General features: G+C 71.5%; 16 protein-coding genes and 1 pseudogene. 12 read left to right on the top strand and 5 right to left on the bottom strand.

Annotated elements, in window-relative coordinates; genetic code table 11:
* The 4 genes from ACIRFH_RS25585 to ACIRFH_RS25570 form a co-directional block, all read right to left on the bottom strand.
* Positions 1–158 (bottom strand): transposase (locus ACIRFH_RS25585; RefSeq protein ID WP_403525142.1); only part of this gene is annotated, 158 nt, incomplete at its 3' end.
* A gap of 204 nt (positions 159–362) precedes the next feature.
* A complete protein-coding gene (locus ACIRFH_RS25580; protein WP_403525122.1) occupies positions 363–653 on the bottom strand; it encodes a nuclear transport factor 2 family protein in 291 nt (96 codons plus the stop codon).
* Between the two features lie 365 nt (positions 654–1,018).
* On the bottom strand, positions 1,019–1,789 hold the full coding sequence (locus ACIRFH_RS25575; protein WP_403525118.1) for an aminoglycoside adenylyltransferase family protein: 771 nt from the start codon (positions 1,787–1,789) through the stop codon (positions 1,019–1,021).
* Between the two features lie 422 nt (positions 1,790–2,211).
* Positions 2,212–3,471 carry an ROK family protein gene (locus ACIRFH_RS25570; RefSeq protein ID WP_403525115.1) on the bottom strand — a complete coding sequence of 420 codons (1,260 nt, stop codon included), beginning with the start codon at positions 3,469–3,471 and terminating at the stop codon, positions 2,212–2,214.
* A gap of 276 nt (positions 3,472–3,747) precedes the next feature.
* On the opposite strand from ACIRFH_RS25570, the gene ACIRFH_RS25565 reads away from it, so the two are divergent.
* Together ACIRFH_RS25565 and ACIRFH_RS25560 are read left to right on the top strand one after the other, a co-directional pair.
* Positions 3,748–4,401 (top strand): ThuA domain-containing protein, encoded by a 654-nt coding sequence (locus tag ACIRFH_RS25565; protein WP_403525140.1) that lies wholly within the window; start codon positions 3,748–3,750, stop codon positions 4,399–4,401.
* Positions 4,386–5,522, top strand: coding sequence for a Gfo/Idh/MocA family protein (locus tag ACIRFH_RS25560; RefSeq protein ID WP_403525112.1), 1,137 nt, complete (start codon positions 4,386–4,388; stop codon positions 5,520–5,522). Before ACIRFH_RS25565 ends, ACIRFH_RS25560 begins: the two co-directional genes overlap by 16 nt.
* Before the next feature lie 175 nt (positions 5,523–5,697).
* On the opposite strand, the gene ACIRFH_RS25555 is transcribed toward ACIRFH_RS25560, so the two are convergent.
* Positions 5,698–6,732 carry a metallophosphoesterase family protein gene (locus ACIRFH_RS25555; RefSeq protein ID WP_403525109.1) on the bottom strand — a complete coding sequence of 345 codons (1,035 nt, stop codon included), beginning with the start codon at positions 6,730–6,732 and terminating at the stop codon, positions 5,698–5,700.
* A gap of 170 nt (positions 6,733–6,902) precedes the next feature.
* Here ACIRFH_RS25555 and ACIRFH_RS25550 point away from each other — a divergent pair, with 170 nt between their 5' ends.
* The 10 genes and pseudogenes from ACIRFH_RS25550 (at position 6,903) to ACIRFH_RS25505 (ending at position 14,297) form a co-directional block, all read left to right on the top strand.
* Positions 6,903–7,223, top strand: coding sequence for a hypothetical protein (locus ACIRFH_RS25550; RefSeq protein WP_403525107.1), 321 nt, complete (start codon positions 6,903–6,905; stop codon positions 7,221–7,223).
* On the top strand, positions 7,172–7,696 hold the full coding sequence (locus tag ACIRFH_RS25545) for a 4-hydroxyphenylacetate 3-hydroxylase C-terminal domain-containing protein (protein WP_403525104.1): 525 nt from the start codon (positions 7,172–7,174) through the stop codon (positions 7,694–7,696). Before ACIRFH_RS25550 ends, ACIRFH_RS25545 begins: the two co-directional genes overlap by 52 nt.
* Complete coding sequence (locus tag ACIRFH_RS25540; protein ID WP_403525101.1) at positions 7,693–8,046, top strand: cupin; 354 nt, start codon at positions 7,693–7,695, stop codon at positions 8,044–8,046. The genes ACIRFH_RS25545 and ACIRFH_RS25540 overlap by 4 nt, the downstream gene beginning before the upstream one ends.
* Positions 8,043–8,570 (top strand): flavin reductase family protein, encoded by a 528-nt coding sequence (locus ACIRFH_RS25535; protein ID WP_403525098.1) that lies wholly within the window; start codon positions 8,043–8,045, stop codon positions 8,568–8,570. The genes ACIRFH_RS25540 and ACIRFH_RS25535 overlap by 4 nt, the downstream gene beginning before the upstream one ends.
* A gap of 78 nt (positions 8,571–8,648) precedes the next feature.
* Positions 8,649–9,104: a GntR family transcriptional regulator gene (locus ACIRFH_RS25530; RefSeq protein WP_403525096.1), complete on the top strand. Its 456-nt coding sequence runs from the start codon at positions 8,649–8,651 to the stop codon at positions 9,102–9,104.
* Positions 9,065–9,328 carry an FCD domain-containing protein gene (locus tag ACIRFH_RS25525; RefSeq protein WP_403525137.1) on the top strand — a complete coding sequence of 88 codons (264 nt, stop codon included), beginning with the start codon at positions 9,065–9,067 and terminating at the stop codon, positions 9,326–9,328. Before ACIRFH_RS25530 ends, ACIRFH_RS25525 begins: the two co-directional genes overlap by 40 nt.
* Positions 9,329–9,419: 91 nt before the next feature.
* The gene (locus tag ACIRFH_RS25520) at positions 9,420–10,229 is read left to right on the top strand and encodes a carbon-nitrogen hydrolase family protein (RefSeq protein ID WP_403525093.1); all 810 of its coding nucleotides are present in this window, start codon (positions 9,420–9,422) and stop codon (positions 10,227–10,229) included.
* 218 nt (positions 10,230–10,447) lie between these two features.
* Positions 10,448–11,035: pseudogene (locus tag ACIRFH_RS25515) on the top strand (UbiX family flavin prenyltransferase); the annotation flags it as partial.
* Positions 11,036–11,187: 152 nt separating this feature from the next.
* Complete coding sequence (locus tag ACIRFH_RS25510; protein WP_403525091.1) at positions 11,188–12,690, top strand: UbiD family decarboxylase; 1,503 nt, start codon at positions 11,188–11,190, stop codon at positions 12,688–12,690.
* A gap of 272 nt (positions 12,691–12,962) precedes the next feature.
* Positions 12,963–14,297 (top strand): extracellular solute-binding protein, encoded by a 1,335-nt coding sequence (locus ACIRFH_RS25505; RefSeq protein ID WP_403525088.1) that lies wholly within the window; start codon positions 12,963–12,965, stop codon positions 14,295–14,297.
* Positions 14,298–14,343: the final 46 nt, after the last annotated feature.

The following is a 14,343-nucleotide window of genomic DNA, read 5'->3' as shown; positions in this document are numbered from 1 at the left end:
GCGGCCAGTTTCTCGAAGACGGCCCGCAGCTTCGGCTCGCTGTTGGGCAGCGGCTTGTCGAAGACCTTCTTCCCGGCCGGGGTCAGCCCGTGCCCGTGATGCGTGCTCTTGCCGACGTCCAGGCCGAGGAAGACCCCCACGCCGCTGGTGTCGATCACCGTGCCCCCACTTGCTCGATACCGTGCTGGCCTGGGCGTCGGGGCCGTTCTCGCGCATCCACGTTATGCAGACCTGCCGCCCGCGAACGGCCGGGCATTGCGCCCGGCCGGGCGGCGGTCGGACCTCTCATCAGCGTCTGTGACGGCACCCCTCGGGCCCGGTGACACCACCCCCCAGGTCATCCCTTCGACAGGGGGCAACAGTCATGCCGAGCCCGGAGGCCAGCGGCCCTCTTGCAGGACCGTGAAGAACATAACGGGGGCGACCGTGAAGTCCTGCCACTCGGTGACGAAGCGGGAGAACACGTTCTTCAGGACCTCGTCCCGTCCCCGGTACGTGCCTCCGTAGTGCGGACCCGGCGGAACGGCCCACTCGATCCGCTCGTCGAGTCCCGCGAGCAGCGCGGCGACGTCGCCCTGGGCGAGGGAGCCGTGCAACGCCTCCACCACCGTGCTTCCCCCGGTGGCGTGCTCGTCGTGCCGGTGCGTGGTCATGCGGAACCTCCGTGCTGTGTCGTCGCGCCGTGCCGGCGGACGGCTCGGAACCCCCGGCAGCCGCCGCCGGGCGCGGAACGCGGTCCCGGACACGGCGATCGGTCCCCGGCCCCGCCGTCACAGGTCCTCCCCGTGGTCCAGTCGGCGGGCATCGGTCGACCGGCCTGCACCGGGTTCGGCACTTCAGGGTGACGGCGGTGGCCGAGGGCCGGGCCGAGGCGCGCCTTGTGAGGGGCACTGGACCAGCTTGGTCGTATGCGGTGCGCGACGTCGTCGCCGAGCTGCTCACTGCGTGCTGGAAGGATCGGCAGGACGGAGACGGACGACCCGTCAGGTTTGGCTCCCGGGACTTCGGACAGTGGCCCTCACGTCCGCGGGGCGCGGGCGAGCAGCCGGTCGATCTCGGTGAGCACGTGGTCCACATGCGGACGCACCTGTGCCCGCAACGCATCGCTCCAGCTCTCCTCGGAGTAGGAGCAGGTGAGATAGAGCTGTCTGGAGTGTTCGAGGACGGGGCGGTGCTCGGGCGGGAGCCGGGCGAGGACCCAGTCGGCGGCGGCGTCCTTCGACTCGATCCGGCCGGTGGCGAGTGTGGTCCAGATGCGGGCGAAGGTCAGCAGGACGTTGCGGGTGTCGCCGTCCAGGTCGTCGAGCAGACCGGGGATACCCGCCACACTCGCCCGGACCAGGTCGGCCTGCGGGACCGCGTCCAGGACCTGCGCCGGGCGCGGCCCGGTGAGAGGGCGGTCGCCGGCCAGCGTCATGGTGATCAGCAGGGCCAGATCGGGCATCGGCTCCGGCTGGGGGACCGCCCCGGCCTCGTACTCGGCGCGCAGCCACTCGCCGTAGAGGAAGTCGCCGGTCGGCGGGTACCGCCACGGCCGGACCTCGGACTGGACGACCACGGTGAGTTCGACGGGGCGGATCTTGTTCCGGGAGCCGGAGATCCGGAGCAGTCCACCGAGGAGTGTCCGTCGTTCCTGCTCGTCCATGCGTCGCCGGGAGACGACCAGCACGTCCACGTCGCTGGCCGGCCTGAGTCCGCCGAGCACGGAGGAGCCGTGGAGGTAGGTGCCGACGACATCGTGGCCCAGCACACCGCCGACCAGCTCAACGATCTCCTGAATCTGTTCCACCGCGGCAGCGTCTCCCGTCGTCCGTCCGACTGCATCGCATTATGTGCCTTCGGCTGGTCCTGCCGGACGGGGTCCGGAGAACGGTCGCGACCGGGAGTGCCGTCCGCGTCGGCGGGGCAGACCACGACATCCGCACGGGCCGTTCCACCTTTGCCCCGCCGGTGGCGCCGCCGGCGGGGACGCCCGCTCGACACGCCGCCTTTTCGCCAGAACGGCGAAGCCGTCCTGGTCCTTGCGGCGGGGCACCGTCTTGAGGGTGATGCCGGGGAAGGCGCGGGACCAGCCGACGAGGGTTCCGCCGTAGGCCGAGTCGGCCCAGGGGAAGGCGAGTTCGGGATGGGCCAGGTGCAGGCGCCCTCGGCCGGTGGCGAGAGCGTCCGGCATCGCCCGTTTCGCGTCCGCACCTCGTACGCGGCCCGACGTCAGAACGCGGGCGGCGTCGTCGTGGCGATCGCCGCCGCGTGGCGCGCGGAGTCGCGGGAGGTGGACACGCCGAGGCCGGCGAGGAAGCCCTCCAGGGCGAAGATGCCCGCGCCGAGGCTGATCGGGTCGCCGGTGAGTGCGGACATCTCGATACGGGTCGTGCCGAAGGCGGGGTCGAAGGTGTGCCGGGCGGCCGTCGCGGTCGCCGCCGGGACCAGCCAGGGGCCGAGCAGCCCGGTCACCCAGCCGCCCATCACGACGACGGTCGGGTCGAGCATGTTGATGAGGTTGCCCAGGCCGACGCCGAGGTAGCGGGTGATCTGCCGCAGCACCGCCTCCGCGGTCTCGTCGCCGGCCGCCAGCCCCTCGGCGAGCGCGGCGACGGTGGCCGCCTGGTCGCCGTCGTGCAGCAGCCGGCTGTCGGGCGCGTACTCGCGCAGGTGCTGCATGATGCCCTGCGCACCCACATACGCCTCGAGGCAGCCGCGGTTGCCGCACCGGCACAGCCGGCCGTCGAGGACGACGGTCGAGTGGCCCCATTCGCCGGCGGCGTTGCCGGTGCCGCGCACCAGGGTGCCGCCGACCGTGAATCCGGCCCCGACACCGGTACCGAGGGTGACGACCGCCAGGTCGTCCGCCCGGCGGCCGGCGCCGAACCACAGCTCGGCCATGGTGCCGGCCTTGAGCGGGTTGTCCAGGTAGAGCGGCAGGGGCAGACGGTCGGACAGCAGCCGGATGAAGGGCACCTGCTGCCAGCCGAAGTTGGGCGCGAGCACCGAGACGCCGCCGACCCGGTCGATCCGGCCGGGCATGCTGACGCCGACGCCGACCACGTCGCACCGCGGGACGCCCGCTGCCGCGAGCACGACGGCGACGCCCTGCTCGATGCGGTCGAGGACGTCGTCGGGGCGGTTGTGCTCGGCGTCCAGGGACCGCCGGTCGGAGGCGCGCACCCGGAGCGCCAGGTCGAACACGTCGATCTGGACGTAGGTCTCCGACACGTCGACGCCGACCACGAAACCGCGGGCGGCGTTGACGGCGAGCCGCGCGCGGGGGCGGCCTCCGCCGGAGTCCTCGATCGCGACCTCGCTGAGCACTCCCCGGCCGAGCAGCTCGTTGACGACCGTCGCCACGGTCGCGGTGCTCAGGCCCGACGCCGCCGCGAGCAGACGGCGGCTGGCCGAACCGAGTGCGTAGATCTGGTGCAGCACCTCGAACCGGCTGGCCCGGCGCACGTCACGCGACGAATGTGTCCCCACGGCGAGCACTCTTCCAGGCCGGCCGCAGATCAAACAGCCCCGCGAACAAGGCGTGGACGAAGCCGGTCGCGTACTGGTCCGTGCGAAGCGGCCGACCGGTGGCGGCTCCGTCGGCGGGCTCCGCCGGAAGCCTTGACGCCCCCCAGGCGTGAAGTTAGCGTCACGGCGACTTCGTCCAAGGGTCAGTCGATGGGTCGGGTGACGTGCGACCACCCGCCCACGACCGGTGGGCCCCGCCGCGCGACACCGAGGGAGCGTGCAACGCCCGTGAACGACATACCGAACCGCCGTGCGCTGGTGGTCCGGGGCGGCTGGGAGGGCCACGACCCCGTCACCCTCACGGACCTCTTCCTGCCCTTCCTGAAGGACCGCGGCTACACCGTCGAGACCGCGGAGGACCTCGCGGTCTACGAGGACGTCGAACGGCTCGCCGCCACCGACCTGGTGGTGCAGTGCTGGACCATGGGCGACATCACCGCCGGGCAGAGCCGCGGCCTCTCGGCCGCCGTGCGGGCCGGTACCGGCTTCGCCGGCTGGCACGGCGGCGTCGTCGACGCGTTCCGCGGCGACCTTGACTACTTCCGGCTGACGGGTGGTCAGTTCCTCATGCACCCGCCCGAGTTCGTCGACCATGCCGTGAACCTGGTGCCGGAGCGGTCCGGTCACCCGGTCGTCCGCGGACTCGCCGACTTCCGGGTGCACACCGAGCAGTACTGGGTCGCGACCGACCCGGCCGTCGACGTACTCGCCACCACCACCTTCGCCGCGGACGAGGACCACGACACCCCCGTCGTGATGCCCGCGGTGTGGACGCGCCGGCACGGCGCCGGACGCGTCTTCGTCTCCACCATCGGTCACAAGGCGGACGACTTCGACGTGCCCGAGGTGCGCACGCTGACCGAGCGGGGACTGCTGTGGGCGAGCCGGTGAGCGAGCTGCGGGTCGGCCTCGTGGGAGCCGGCAACATCAGCGGCCAGTACCTCGGTACGCTGGCCGGGACGCCGAACCTGCGGCTGACCGCGGTGGCCGACCTCGATCCGGCGCGCGCCGCGCGGGCCGCGGCGGGCACCGGTGCCGCGGTGGCCGACGGTGTGGCCGACCTGGTCGCGCGCGAAGACGTCGACGTCGTGCTCAACCTGACCGTGCCGGCCACGCACGCCGAGGTCGCGCTGGCCGCGATCGCCGCGGGCAAGCACGTCTACGGCGAGAAACCGCTGGCCGCCACCCGTGAAGAAGCCGCTGCCGTCCTCGCCGCGGCGCACGCGGCCGGCGTCCGCGTCGGCTGCGCCCCGGACACCGTGCTCGGCACCGGCGTCCAGACCGCCCGCCGGGCGGTCGACGACGGCCTGATCGGCACCCCCGTGGCCGCGACCGCGTTCATGACCGGACCCGGACACGAAGCCTGGCACCCCGACCCGGAGTTCTACTACCGGCCGGGCGGCGGCCCACTGCTCGACATGGGCCCGTACTACCTGTCCGCACTGGTCCACCTGCTGGGCCCGGTCACCGCCGTCACCGGCGCCGCCTCCGCACCGCGCGGCGAGCGGGAGATCGGTTCCGGCCCGCGGGCCGGCCGGCGCTTCCCCGTCGAGGTCGACACCCACGTCACCGGGATCCTGAGGCACGGGAGCGGCGCCCTGTCCACCCTGGTGATGAGCTTCGACGTGCACGCGGCCCGACTGCCCCGGATCGAGGTGTACGGCACCCAGGGGTCGTTGTCGGTCCCCGACCCCAACCGTTTCGACGGGCGGGTCGAGCGGTACGCCGCGGACCGGAAGGAGTGGGAGGCGCTGCCGGTGTCCGCCGGATACCCGGGCGCCGGACGCGGCACGGGACTCGCCGACCTGGCGGACGCCCTCGCCGCCGGAACGCCGCACCGCGCGTCCGCGGAACTGGCCGCACACGTCCTGGAGGTGATGCTCACCCTGCTGGACTCGGCCCGTGAGGGCGGCACACTGCCGGTCACCGGCTGCCCGCGGCCCGCCCCGGTCGACCTGCCGGCCGTCCGCGGCTCGGCGGAGAAGGACCCCTCGGGGCCGGCCACGTGGTGAACGGACCCGTACCCGGGGGCCGAGCAGGTGGCGCACGGCCTGAACGCCGTCGCCGGAGCTGTCCTTCCCCGGAGAGCCGACGCCGGGAACGTCCGGTGGGTGCGGGGCGGGGCGAGGGTGGTGCCGAGAACGGGGAGCCGTACCGTCCGTCGACGCCCGCCGGCACCGTGGAACCTCAGCGTGTCAGGGGCACGGTGATCTCCTTCAGCCAGGTGCCCCGGGCGAAGTCGCGGGCCTTGACGACGACGGCGTCGCGGTGCACCTCGACCTGGAGGCCCTGGTTGAAGGCGCCGCTGACGGAGACCTCGCCGCCCTTGCCGTCGTCCCGGTAACCGGTCTGGATCGCCCCGGTGTTGACGACGGTGAACCCGCTGAGGTTCGCGGTGCCGGGCACGACGCGGCGCACCACCCAGTCGGAGAGGTCCAGGTCCCAGTGGGTGTGGCCGGAGAAGAGGAAGACGTCGGGGTGGCGGCCGAGCAGGCCCAGGAGACGGTCGGCCTGCAGGTAGTCGCTCATGTAGAGCTTGTTGCGGGTGCCGGAGACCGTGTTGGGCAGCGGGTGGTGGGTGATCACCATGACCGGCTTGCGGCGGCGCGACCAGTACCACAGACGGTCCTCCAGCCACGCGAACTGCTCGTCGCTGATCCACACCTCGTCCCAGAGCTTCGGGTCGTGGTAGTGCGAGTAGCGCTCGGTGCCGATGCTGAGGACGGGGACGCCGCCGAAGGACTTCTCCTCGTACACACGGCCGCGCCGGGCGAAACGGTAGAAGCTGCGGAAGAGGGATTCCTCGGTGGTGCCGTTCGGCCAGGTCGCCTCCGACAGGGTGTCCGGATCGCGCCACTTCGGCACGTAGAACTCGTGGTTGCCGATCGCCCAGGCCACCTGGGAGGGGCGGGAGTGGCGCTGCAGTTCGGTGGTGACCTGGGCGTACTCGAAGTCGTAGCCGCGCGGTGTGATGTCGCCGGCGACGGCGAGGCCCGCGCTGTGCGGGTTGACGGCCGCCATGTCGTCCAGGGCCCGGCCGAAGTCGCGCAGGTCTCCCTGGATGTCGCTGATGACGTTGAACCGTACGACGTCCTGCCCGTGCGGTCGCCGCCCGAGGGCCTCGGGCGAAGCGGCCGGAGCGGCGGCATGCGCCTGGGAGGTGCCGGCGGCGGTCACCAGGGTGCCGCCGGCTGCGGCGGCGAGGAGGGATCTGCGGTCCATCTGTGACTCCTTGTCCGTGAAACGTACGGGGGTACCGACGATCAAGATCACGTTCTCGGGTGCACTCCGTCCCACCCGCGGAGGACATGATCGTGTACCGGACGTGAACTTGCCCGGACGAGGACGTGCGCCCGAACGCACCGTCCGGGTCGCGGTCCACCACGCTCGTGATGACGGGTGCCGCCACCTTCCTGGTGGGCGTCCTTTCCACGCACGCGCAGATCGGCACAGCGGCGCCCCTGCTGCTGGCACTTCTGCGCGCCGTGCAGGGCATCGCCGTCGGCGGCGAATGGGGCGGCGCGGTCCTGATGGCCTCCGAGAACGCCCCCAAGGGCAGGGGCTCCCTCTACGCCATGCTGGTGCAGCAGGGCTCCCCGGCCGGGCGATCCTCTCCACGCTGGTCTTCCTCGCCGCGGGCACCCTGGACGACGCCGCGTGCATGTCCTGGGACTGGCGCGTGCCGTTCCTGCTGTCGGAGCTGCTCGTCCTGACCGCCGAGTACACCGCCGAGCCCGACGAGTCCGGCCTGATGATCCCGGGCGCCCGCGCCCTGTACGGCTCCATGGGCCTGCAGTCCGAGATCCACCCGCGCGTCATCGCGATCCTGCGCGATCTCGTCGTCGGCGGCGTCCTCCAGCTGCCCGCCACCGTCCGCGACCTGGAGAGCGACCTGACGCGCGGCGACCTCACCCGTCACGTCAAGTCCCCGGGCGTGGAGACCACCGAGCGCGTCAAGCTCTTCAAGCTCGCCTGGGACATCATCGGCACCGAGTTCGGCGGCCGCCACCAGCAGTACGAGATGTTCTACGCCGGCGCCCCCTTCCTGGTGAAGGGCGTCTACGCCTTCAACACCTTCGGCTACGAGTCCCTGCTGCCGGAGCTGGACGCCTTCCTCGCCTCCGTCCCCGGCCCGGACGCCACCACCGCCCCCGCCCCCACCGACACCCAGGAGGTCTCCGCATGAAGCCCGAGATCGAGTTCACCGGCATCGAGGACGTCACCTACGTCCCGGCCCCCGGCAACGTCCCCGGACTGACCATGGCCATCCTGGCCGAGGACCCCGAGCACGGCGTCGTCCCCCGCATCCTCAAGTGCGCACCGGGCACCGACACCTCCGCCAACGGCGTCCAGGTGCACGACTCCTGGGAGGAGGTGTTCATCTTCGAGGGCTCCTTCACCGACCTGGAGCCCGGCCGGACGTTCACCGCCCCCTGCTGCGCGGTGCGCCCGCCCGGGACGAAGCACGGCCCCTGGAAGTCCGGTACCGGCGCCCGCGTGTTCGAGGTGCGCTACCTGCGCAGGGAGGACGCGTGAGCACGTTGACCCAACGCCTGCGAGTCCCCGACAAGCCGGTGATGCGCCGCACCATGGGGCACTTCGTCACCGGCGTCGCCGTCGTCACCACGCTGGAGGACGGCACCCCACAGGGCATGACCGTCAATTCCCTGACGTCCATCAGCCTGGAGCCGCCGATCCTGACGGTCTCCCTGAACCATGGATCGCGTACCGGCGACGCCATCGAGTCCTGCGGCACCTTCGGCGTCTCGATCCTGTCCGCCCGCCAGGAGCAGGTGGCCCGGGTCTTCTCACGGCCCGGCCAGGACCACTTCGCCGGCGGCCACTTCGACACGACCGAGAACGGCATCCACCTGATCGAGGACTCCGCGGCCCAGGCGGAATGCACCGTCCACCAGGCGATCACGGTCGGTGACCGCCGGGTCGTCTTCGGAGAGGTCACCGGCGCGTGGGACCGCCAGGGAGCCGCCCTGGCCTTCGACGCCGGGCACTTCGGAGAGTTCTTCGGCTTCGGGCACGACCCGATGCCCTGGACCTTCTGACCGCGCCACGACGGGGCTGCCCGGACCCTCCGGGCAGCCCCGCCCAGCGGACGTCCACGGAGTGCATACGATGCGCACATGAACCAGGCGGACACTGCGGACACCCGGGCCGGGCAGGCTCTCGCCACACGGGACGAGGTTCTCGCGTACCTGCGCGAGAACGTCCTGACGGACCCCGACGTCCAGGACACCTTTCTCAGCGAGCAGGCCATCGCCGACACCGTCGGCGTCTCGCGGACCCCGGTCCGCGAGGCCCTGGTCGTCCTCGCCTCCGAGGACCTCGTGCGGCTCATGCCCAAGCGAGGCGTGTTCATCCCCGCCACGACCTCACGCGAACTGACCGAACTGTTCGAGATCCGCTCAGTGCTCGAGAAGCACGCAGCACAGAAGATCACGTCCCTCCCCGGAGCCGACCTCACGGAACTTCGCCAACACCCGGCCCACCAGCAGGAACTCGCCGACGCCGGCCCGCACCCCCCGCGGGACGCCCGGGAATTCATCGCCGCCGACCGGGATTCCACCAGGCCCTGGTAGCCCTAGCCGGCAACCGCCTGGCCACCCGCGCCTGCACCAGCCTGCGCGACCGCCGGACACGTGCCGGACTCCTTGCCGTCCAGGAACGCGACTCCCGCTGGCAGGCGGTCTGCGCCGAGCACGCCCTGATCGTGCAGGCCCTCGAAAAGGGGGACGCCGAGGCCGCGGCGACCGCCATCGACCGGCACCTGCACACCACCCTGGTCACCCTTCTCGCCCAGTAGAGCGCCCCTGCGGCCGGGAGCACACGGGCGTCGGAGCGACCGGACCACCGCCCGCCACCGCCCATCGCCGCCCATCGTCACAGGAGGATCCGTGCGTATCGCCCTGGCCCAGATGCTCAGCACCACCGACCCGCAGGAGAACCTGCGCGCCGTCACCGACCTGACCGCCCGGGCCGCCGGCCGGGGCGCCGACGTCGTCGTCTTCCCCGAGGCCGCCATGTGCGCCTTCTCCGGCCCGGTCGCCGACGCGGCCGAGCCGCTGGACGGTCCCTGGGCCCGTCGGGTCGCGTCCCTCGCGGCCGCCCACGAGGTGACGATCGTGACCGGGATGTTCACACCGGCCCCCGACGGACGCACGCGCAACACCCTTCTGGTCACCGACGGAGTCACCACCGACGGGTACGACAAGATCCACCTGTACGACGCCTTCGGCTACCGCGAGTCCGACACCGTCCAGGCCGGCTCCGCCCTGCTCGTGCGCGACATCGGGGGAGTGCGGTTCGGGTTCGCCACCTGCTACGACGTGCGCTTCCCCGAGCAGTTCGTCGCGCTCGCCGAGGCCGGCGCGCAGGTCGTGGTCGTCTCCGCGTCCTGGGGCGACGGGCCGGGCAAGGCCGAGGCCTGGCGGCTCCTGACGACCGCGCGAGCACTGGATTCCACCTGCTTCGTCGCCGCCTGCGGGCAGGCCGACCCCGCCAGCGTCGGCAGCCCCTCGGGTCCCGGCCCCCTCGGCGTGGGACACAGCCGCCTGGTCGCTCCCGACGGCACCCTCGTCGGCGCCCTCGACCGGGAACCCGGGCTGCTGGTCGAGGACCTGGACCTCTCCGCGCTGGAGCCGGCCAGGCAGACCCTCCCGGTCCTGGCCAACCGCGTGCGGCTCACGGCTCCCGCCGTGGCCTGACCCGGAGCCGGTGACAGCACATCGGGTGGCGGCGTCCGTGGGGGCGCCGCCTTTCCGCTTGATGCGGACGCGTGGTCGGCCGGCTCCTTCGGTCAGGCGTGACCGGCTCGACGAGGTGTTCGCGCCCACCCACGTTTGATTAGGACGTACACGTACTTTACCTTGGGGTGAAGATAGGACGCGTACGTCTCAATGTGTTGGGGAAGGAAGTCGGCAGAGTGAAGCTGGCCGTCGCCATGACCGGAGCCACGGGAGCGCCCATCGGGGTGCGCCTGCTGGAGGCCCTGAAGGAGCTGGGCGTCGAGACGCATCTGATCGTCAGCCGGTGGGCGAGGGCCACGCTGGCCCAGGAGACGGGACTCTCGCTGCGCGACGTCGAGGCGCTGGCGACGGTGGTCCACAGCCCCGACGACCAGGGGGCGGCGGTCTCCAGCGGATCGTTCCGGATGGACGGAATGGTCGTCGTGCCGTGCAGCATGAAGACGCTGGCCTCGATCCGCACCGGGTACGGCGAGGGGCTGATCGGCCGTGCCGCGGACGTGATGCTCAAGGAGCGGCGCCGACTGGTCCTCGTGGCCCGGGAGACCCCGTTGTCGGCCGTGCACCTGGAGAACATGCTGGAACTGACGCGGATCGGCGCCGTGATCATGCCCCCGGTCCCCGCGTTCTACCACCAGCCGACGACCATCGCCGACATCGTCGAGCACATCGTCGCCCGTGTCCTCGACCAGTTCGACCTGGACATGCCCACCGCCAAGAGGTGGCAGGGCATGAAGCCGGCCGCGGACCGGGCCCGTTCCCCCCGCGGCAGCCGTGACACCGGCGGTCTCCTCCCGGGCGCCGTCGCCACCCCTCCGTCGGCTCCCGGCGCCGTCGCCACCCCTCCGTCGGCTCCCGGCGCCCCGACGGCCCGGGCCGCCTCCTGACCCCTGCCACGCCGCCCAAGAAAGGCTCAGCCATGACACAGCACGGCAGTGCGCTCAACTTCCGGGACTTCGTAGAGGACCTGCTCGCGGCGGGCGACGCGGTGGACATCCGTACGCCGGTCAGTCCCACGCTGGAGGCCGGTGCCATCACCCGGCGCGTCTACGAGACGAGGAGCCCCGCCCCGCTCTTCGGCAACCTGACCGGAGCCGAGCCGGGATTCCGGCTCCTCGGCGCGCCCGCCGGCCTGAGCAGTGTGCAGGGGGGTACCTACGGGCGGCTCGCGGCGCACTTCGGTCTGCCGCGCGACACCACGCCGCGCGACCTCCTGGAGAAGCTCATCACCGCCATGCACGCGGATCCGGTGGCCCCCCGGGTGGTGGAGACCGGACCCTGCAAGGAGAACATCGTCACCGGCGACGACGTCGACCTGGAGCGGTTCCCCGTCCCGCTGCTGCACGAGAAGGACGGCGGCCGGTACTTCGGGACCTACGGCTTCCACGTGGTGCGCACTCCCGACGAGCGCTGGACGAGCTGGTCGGTCAGCCGCTCCATGCTTCACGGCCGCACCACCCTGGTCGGCCCGTGCATGCCCCAGCAGCACCTCGGCATGATCCACCGGATGTGGCGCGAGAAGGGCGAGCGCACGCCCTGGGCCATGGTGCTCGGCGCCCCGCCCGCCGCCCTGGCCGCGGCCGGCATGCCGCTGCCCGCCGAGGTGAACGAGGACGGCTACGTCGGCGCCCTCACCGGCAGTCCCGTCGAGGTGGTCCGCACCGAGACCAACGGCCTGTACGTGCCGGCCAACGCCGAGATCGTCCTGGAGGGCTACATCAGCCCCGACGAGACCGCCCCCGAAGGACCGATGGGCGAGTACCACGGCTACCAGTTCGCCGAGAGCAAGCCCCAGCCCGTCTTCCACGTCGAGGCCGTCACCTTCCGCGACGACCCGATCCTGCCGGTCTGCGTCGCGGGCCTGCCCCCCGAGGAGAACCACACCATCTGGGGCACCATGATCTCCGCCGCCGGCCTGGACCGGTTGCGCTCCGGAGGCCTGCCCGTCGACATGGCCTGGTGCTCCTACGAAGCCGCGACCTGCTGGATCGTCGTGTCCGTCGACACCCGCCGCCTGGCCGGGATGCGCATGAGCGAACAGCAACTGTGCGACGCCGTCGCCGAGGTCCTCTTCGGTTCCCACGCCGGATGGCTGGTGCCGAAGGTCGTCCTGGTCGCCGACGACATCGACGTCACCGACATCGACCAGGTGGTGTGGGCCATGGCCACCCGCTACCACCCCGGCGCCGAATACCTCTACCCGGACACGCCCGGCATTCCCATGGTCCCCTACCTCACCGCCGACGAGGCGCGCACCGGCCGCGGCGGCAAGTCCGTCATGAGCTGCCTGCAGCCCGAACAGCTCGAAGGCGGCGCCCGGGGCGCCGTCGCCGGCTTCCGCCACTCCTACCCCGAGGACATGCAGCAGCGCGTCCTCGAGAACTGGACCGCCTACGGCTTCCCCGCACCGGGGACCCGGTGAACGGGGTGCGCCGGGCGGGGCGTCCCGGAAGCGGCCCGGCGGCCGCGTGACCGCCTCGCTCCGTGAGCCGCGTCCCTGACGGCGCACGGCACCACCCGGCTGCGAAATATTTTCGTAACCGGGTGGTTTCTCCTCCTTGTCCCGGCCGTGAGCACCGTGCCAGTCTCCCGGTTCATCAGGCACACAGCCCTCCCCGGACGGTTCGAAAACCTTTCGCAGGAGGCCCCGCCTGACACCTGCTGGAGCATGCCGAAACAGAAGAGGGGCAGAGCGTGCACGGATTCCCGGGACGCGGTGACGGAGACCACCGCACACCTCCCGCCAAGAAGCGGCGCCTGATCGCGTCCGTGGTCGCCGCCGGGGCGGCCCTGAGCCTTGCCGCGTGCGGGTCCTCCGGTCCGTCCACGACGACGTCGGGCAAGGGCCTGACGATGTGGGCGCTGACGGACCAGACGATCCTCAAGGAGTCCGTGGACGCCTACAACAAGGACCACCCGGACGAGAAGATCACCCTGCGGCTGTTCGCCAACGACGACTACAAGCAGAAGCTGCGCGTGGCCTTCGGCGCGAACCAGGCCCCCGACCTCTTCTTCAACTGGGGCGGCGGCGCCCTGAACGACTACGTGGAGGCCGGCAAGGTCGACGCCGTCGACGACGGCCAGGTCAACCTGCTGCGGTTCATGCCGAGCGTCCTGAAGAGCGCGGAGTTCAAGGGGAAGGTCTACGGCGTCCCCGCCAACGGCCTCGCCCCGGTCGTCCTCCTCTACAACAAGAAGGTCCTCAAGGACGCCGGCGTCCAACCGCCCAAGAGCTACGACGAGTTGCTCACGGCGGTGAAGAAGCTCAAGGACGACGGGGTCACCCCGATCTCCCTCGCGGCGAACTCCAAGTGGCCGACGCTGATGCACCTGGAGTACCTCCTGGACCGCGAGGGCGGCTCCAAGGTGTTCCAGAAGATCGCCACCGGTGACCCGGCCGCCTGGAAGGACCCGGCGGTCACCAAGGCCAACACCCGCCTCCAGGAACTCGCCGACGCCGGCGCCTTCGGCGACAACGCCTCCTCCGTCAACTACGACCAGGGCGCTTCCACGGCCCTGCTCTACACCGGCAAGGCCGGCATGGAGCTGATGGGCACCTGGGAGTACGCCAACCTGGTCAAGGCGGCACCGGACTTCGTGAAGAACGACCTGGGCTACCTCGCGTTCCCGGCGCTGTCCGGCGGCGCGGGCGACCCGAAGAGCATCGTCGGCAACCCGTCCAACTTCCTGTCGCTGAACTCGGCGAGCAAGAACAAGTCCGCGGCCCTGACATACCTGAAGGACTATGTCATGAACGAGGACCAGATCGGCTCCTACCTCGCCGCCGGCAGCGTCCCGCCGGTCACCAGGCTGGACACGCGGCTCGCACAGGTGAAGTCGGCCGACGACAGGAAGTGGCTGACCTTCGTCTACGGCCTGGTGAACGACGCCCCCAGCTTCCAGCTCTCCTGGGACCAGGACCTGCCCTCGGAGCAGGCGGACCCGCTGCTGACCAACGTGGACAAGTCGTTCCTGGGACAGATCGAGCCCGAGCAGTTCGGTGAGAACATGAGCGAGGCGGCGAAGTAATGACCGCGGTCGTTCGTACCCCGCGTCCGGCCGCTCCCCACGGGGC

The sequence above is a fragment of the Streptomyces sp. NPDC093586 genome, assembly GCF_044764905.1.
In the GTDB taxonomy this organism is placed as follows: Bacteria; Actinomycetota; Actinomycetes; order Streptomycetales; family Streptomycetaceae; genus Streptomyces.
Note: the sequence above shows the minus strand (reverse complement) of the source record. Positions and strands in the feature narration are given on the sequence as shown.

Bases quoted from the DNA above. Each gene is read 5' to 3' on its own strand.
- ACIRFH_RS25580 (WP_403525122.1), bottom strand. From the start codon at position 653: ATGACCACGCACCGGCACGACGAGCACGCCACCGGGGGAAGCACGGTG.
- ACIRFH_RS25555 (WP_403525109.1), bottom strand. From the start codon at position 6,732: ATGGACCGCAGATCCCTCCTCGCCGCCGCAGCCGGCGGCACCCTGGTG.
- ACIRFH_RS25545 (WP_403525104.1), top strand. From the start codon at position 7,172: ATGTCCTGGGACTGGCGCGTGCCGTTCCTGCTGTCGGAGCTGCTCGTC.
- ACIRFH_RS25540 (WP_403525101.1), top strand. From the start codon at position 7,693: ATGAAGCCCGAGATCGAGTTCACCGGCATCGAGGACGTCACCTACGTC.
- ACIRFH_RS25510 (WP_403525091.1), top strand. From the start codon at position 11,188: ATGACACAGCACGGCAGTGCGCTCAACTTCCGGGACTTCGTAGAGGAC.
- ACIRFH_RS25530 (WP_403525096.1), top strand. From the start codon at position 8,649: ATGAACCAGGCGGACACTGCGGACACCCGGGCCGGGCAGGCTCTCGCC.
- ACIRFH_RS25550 (WP_403525107.1), top strand. From the start codon at position 6,903: ATGACGGGTGCCGCCACCTTCCTGGTGGGCGTCCTTTCCACGCACGCG.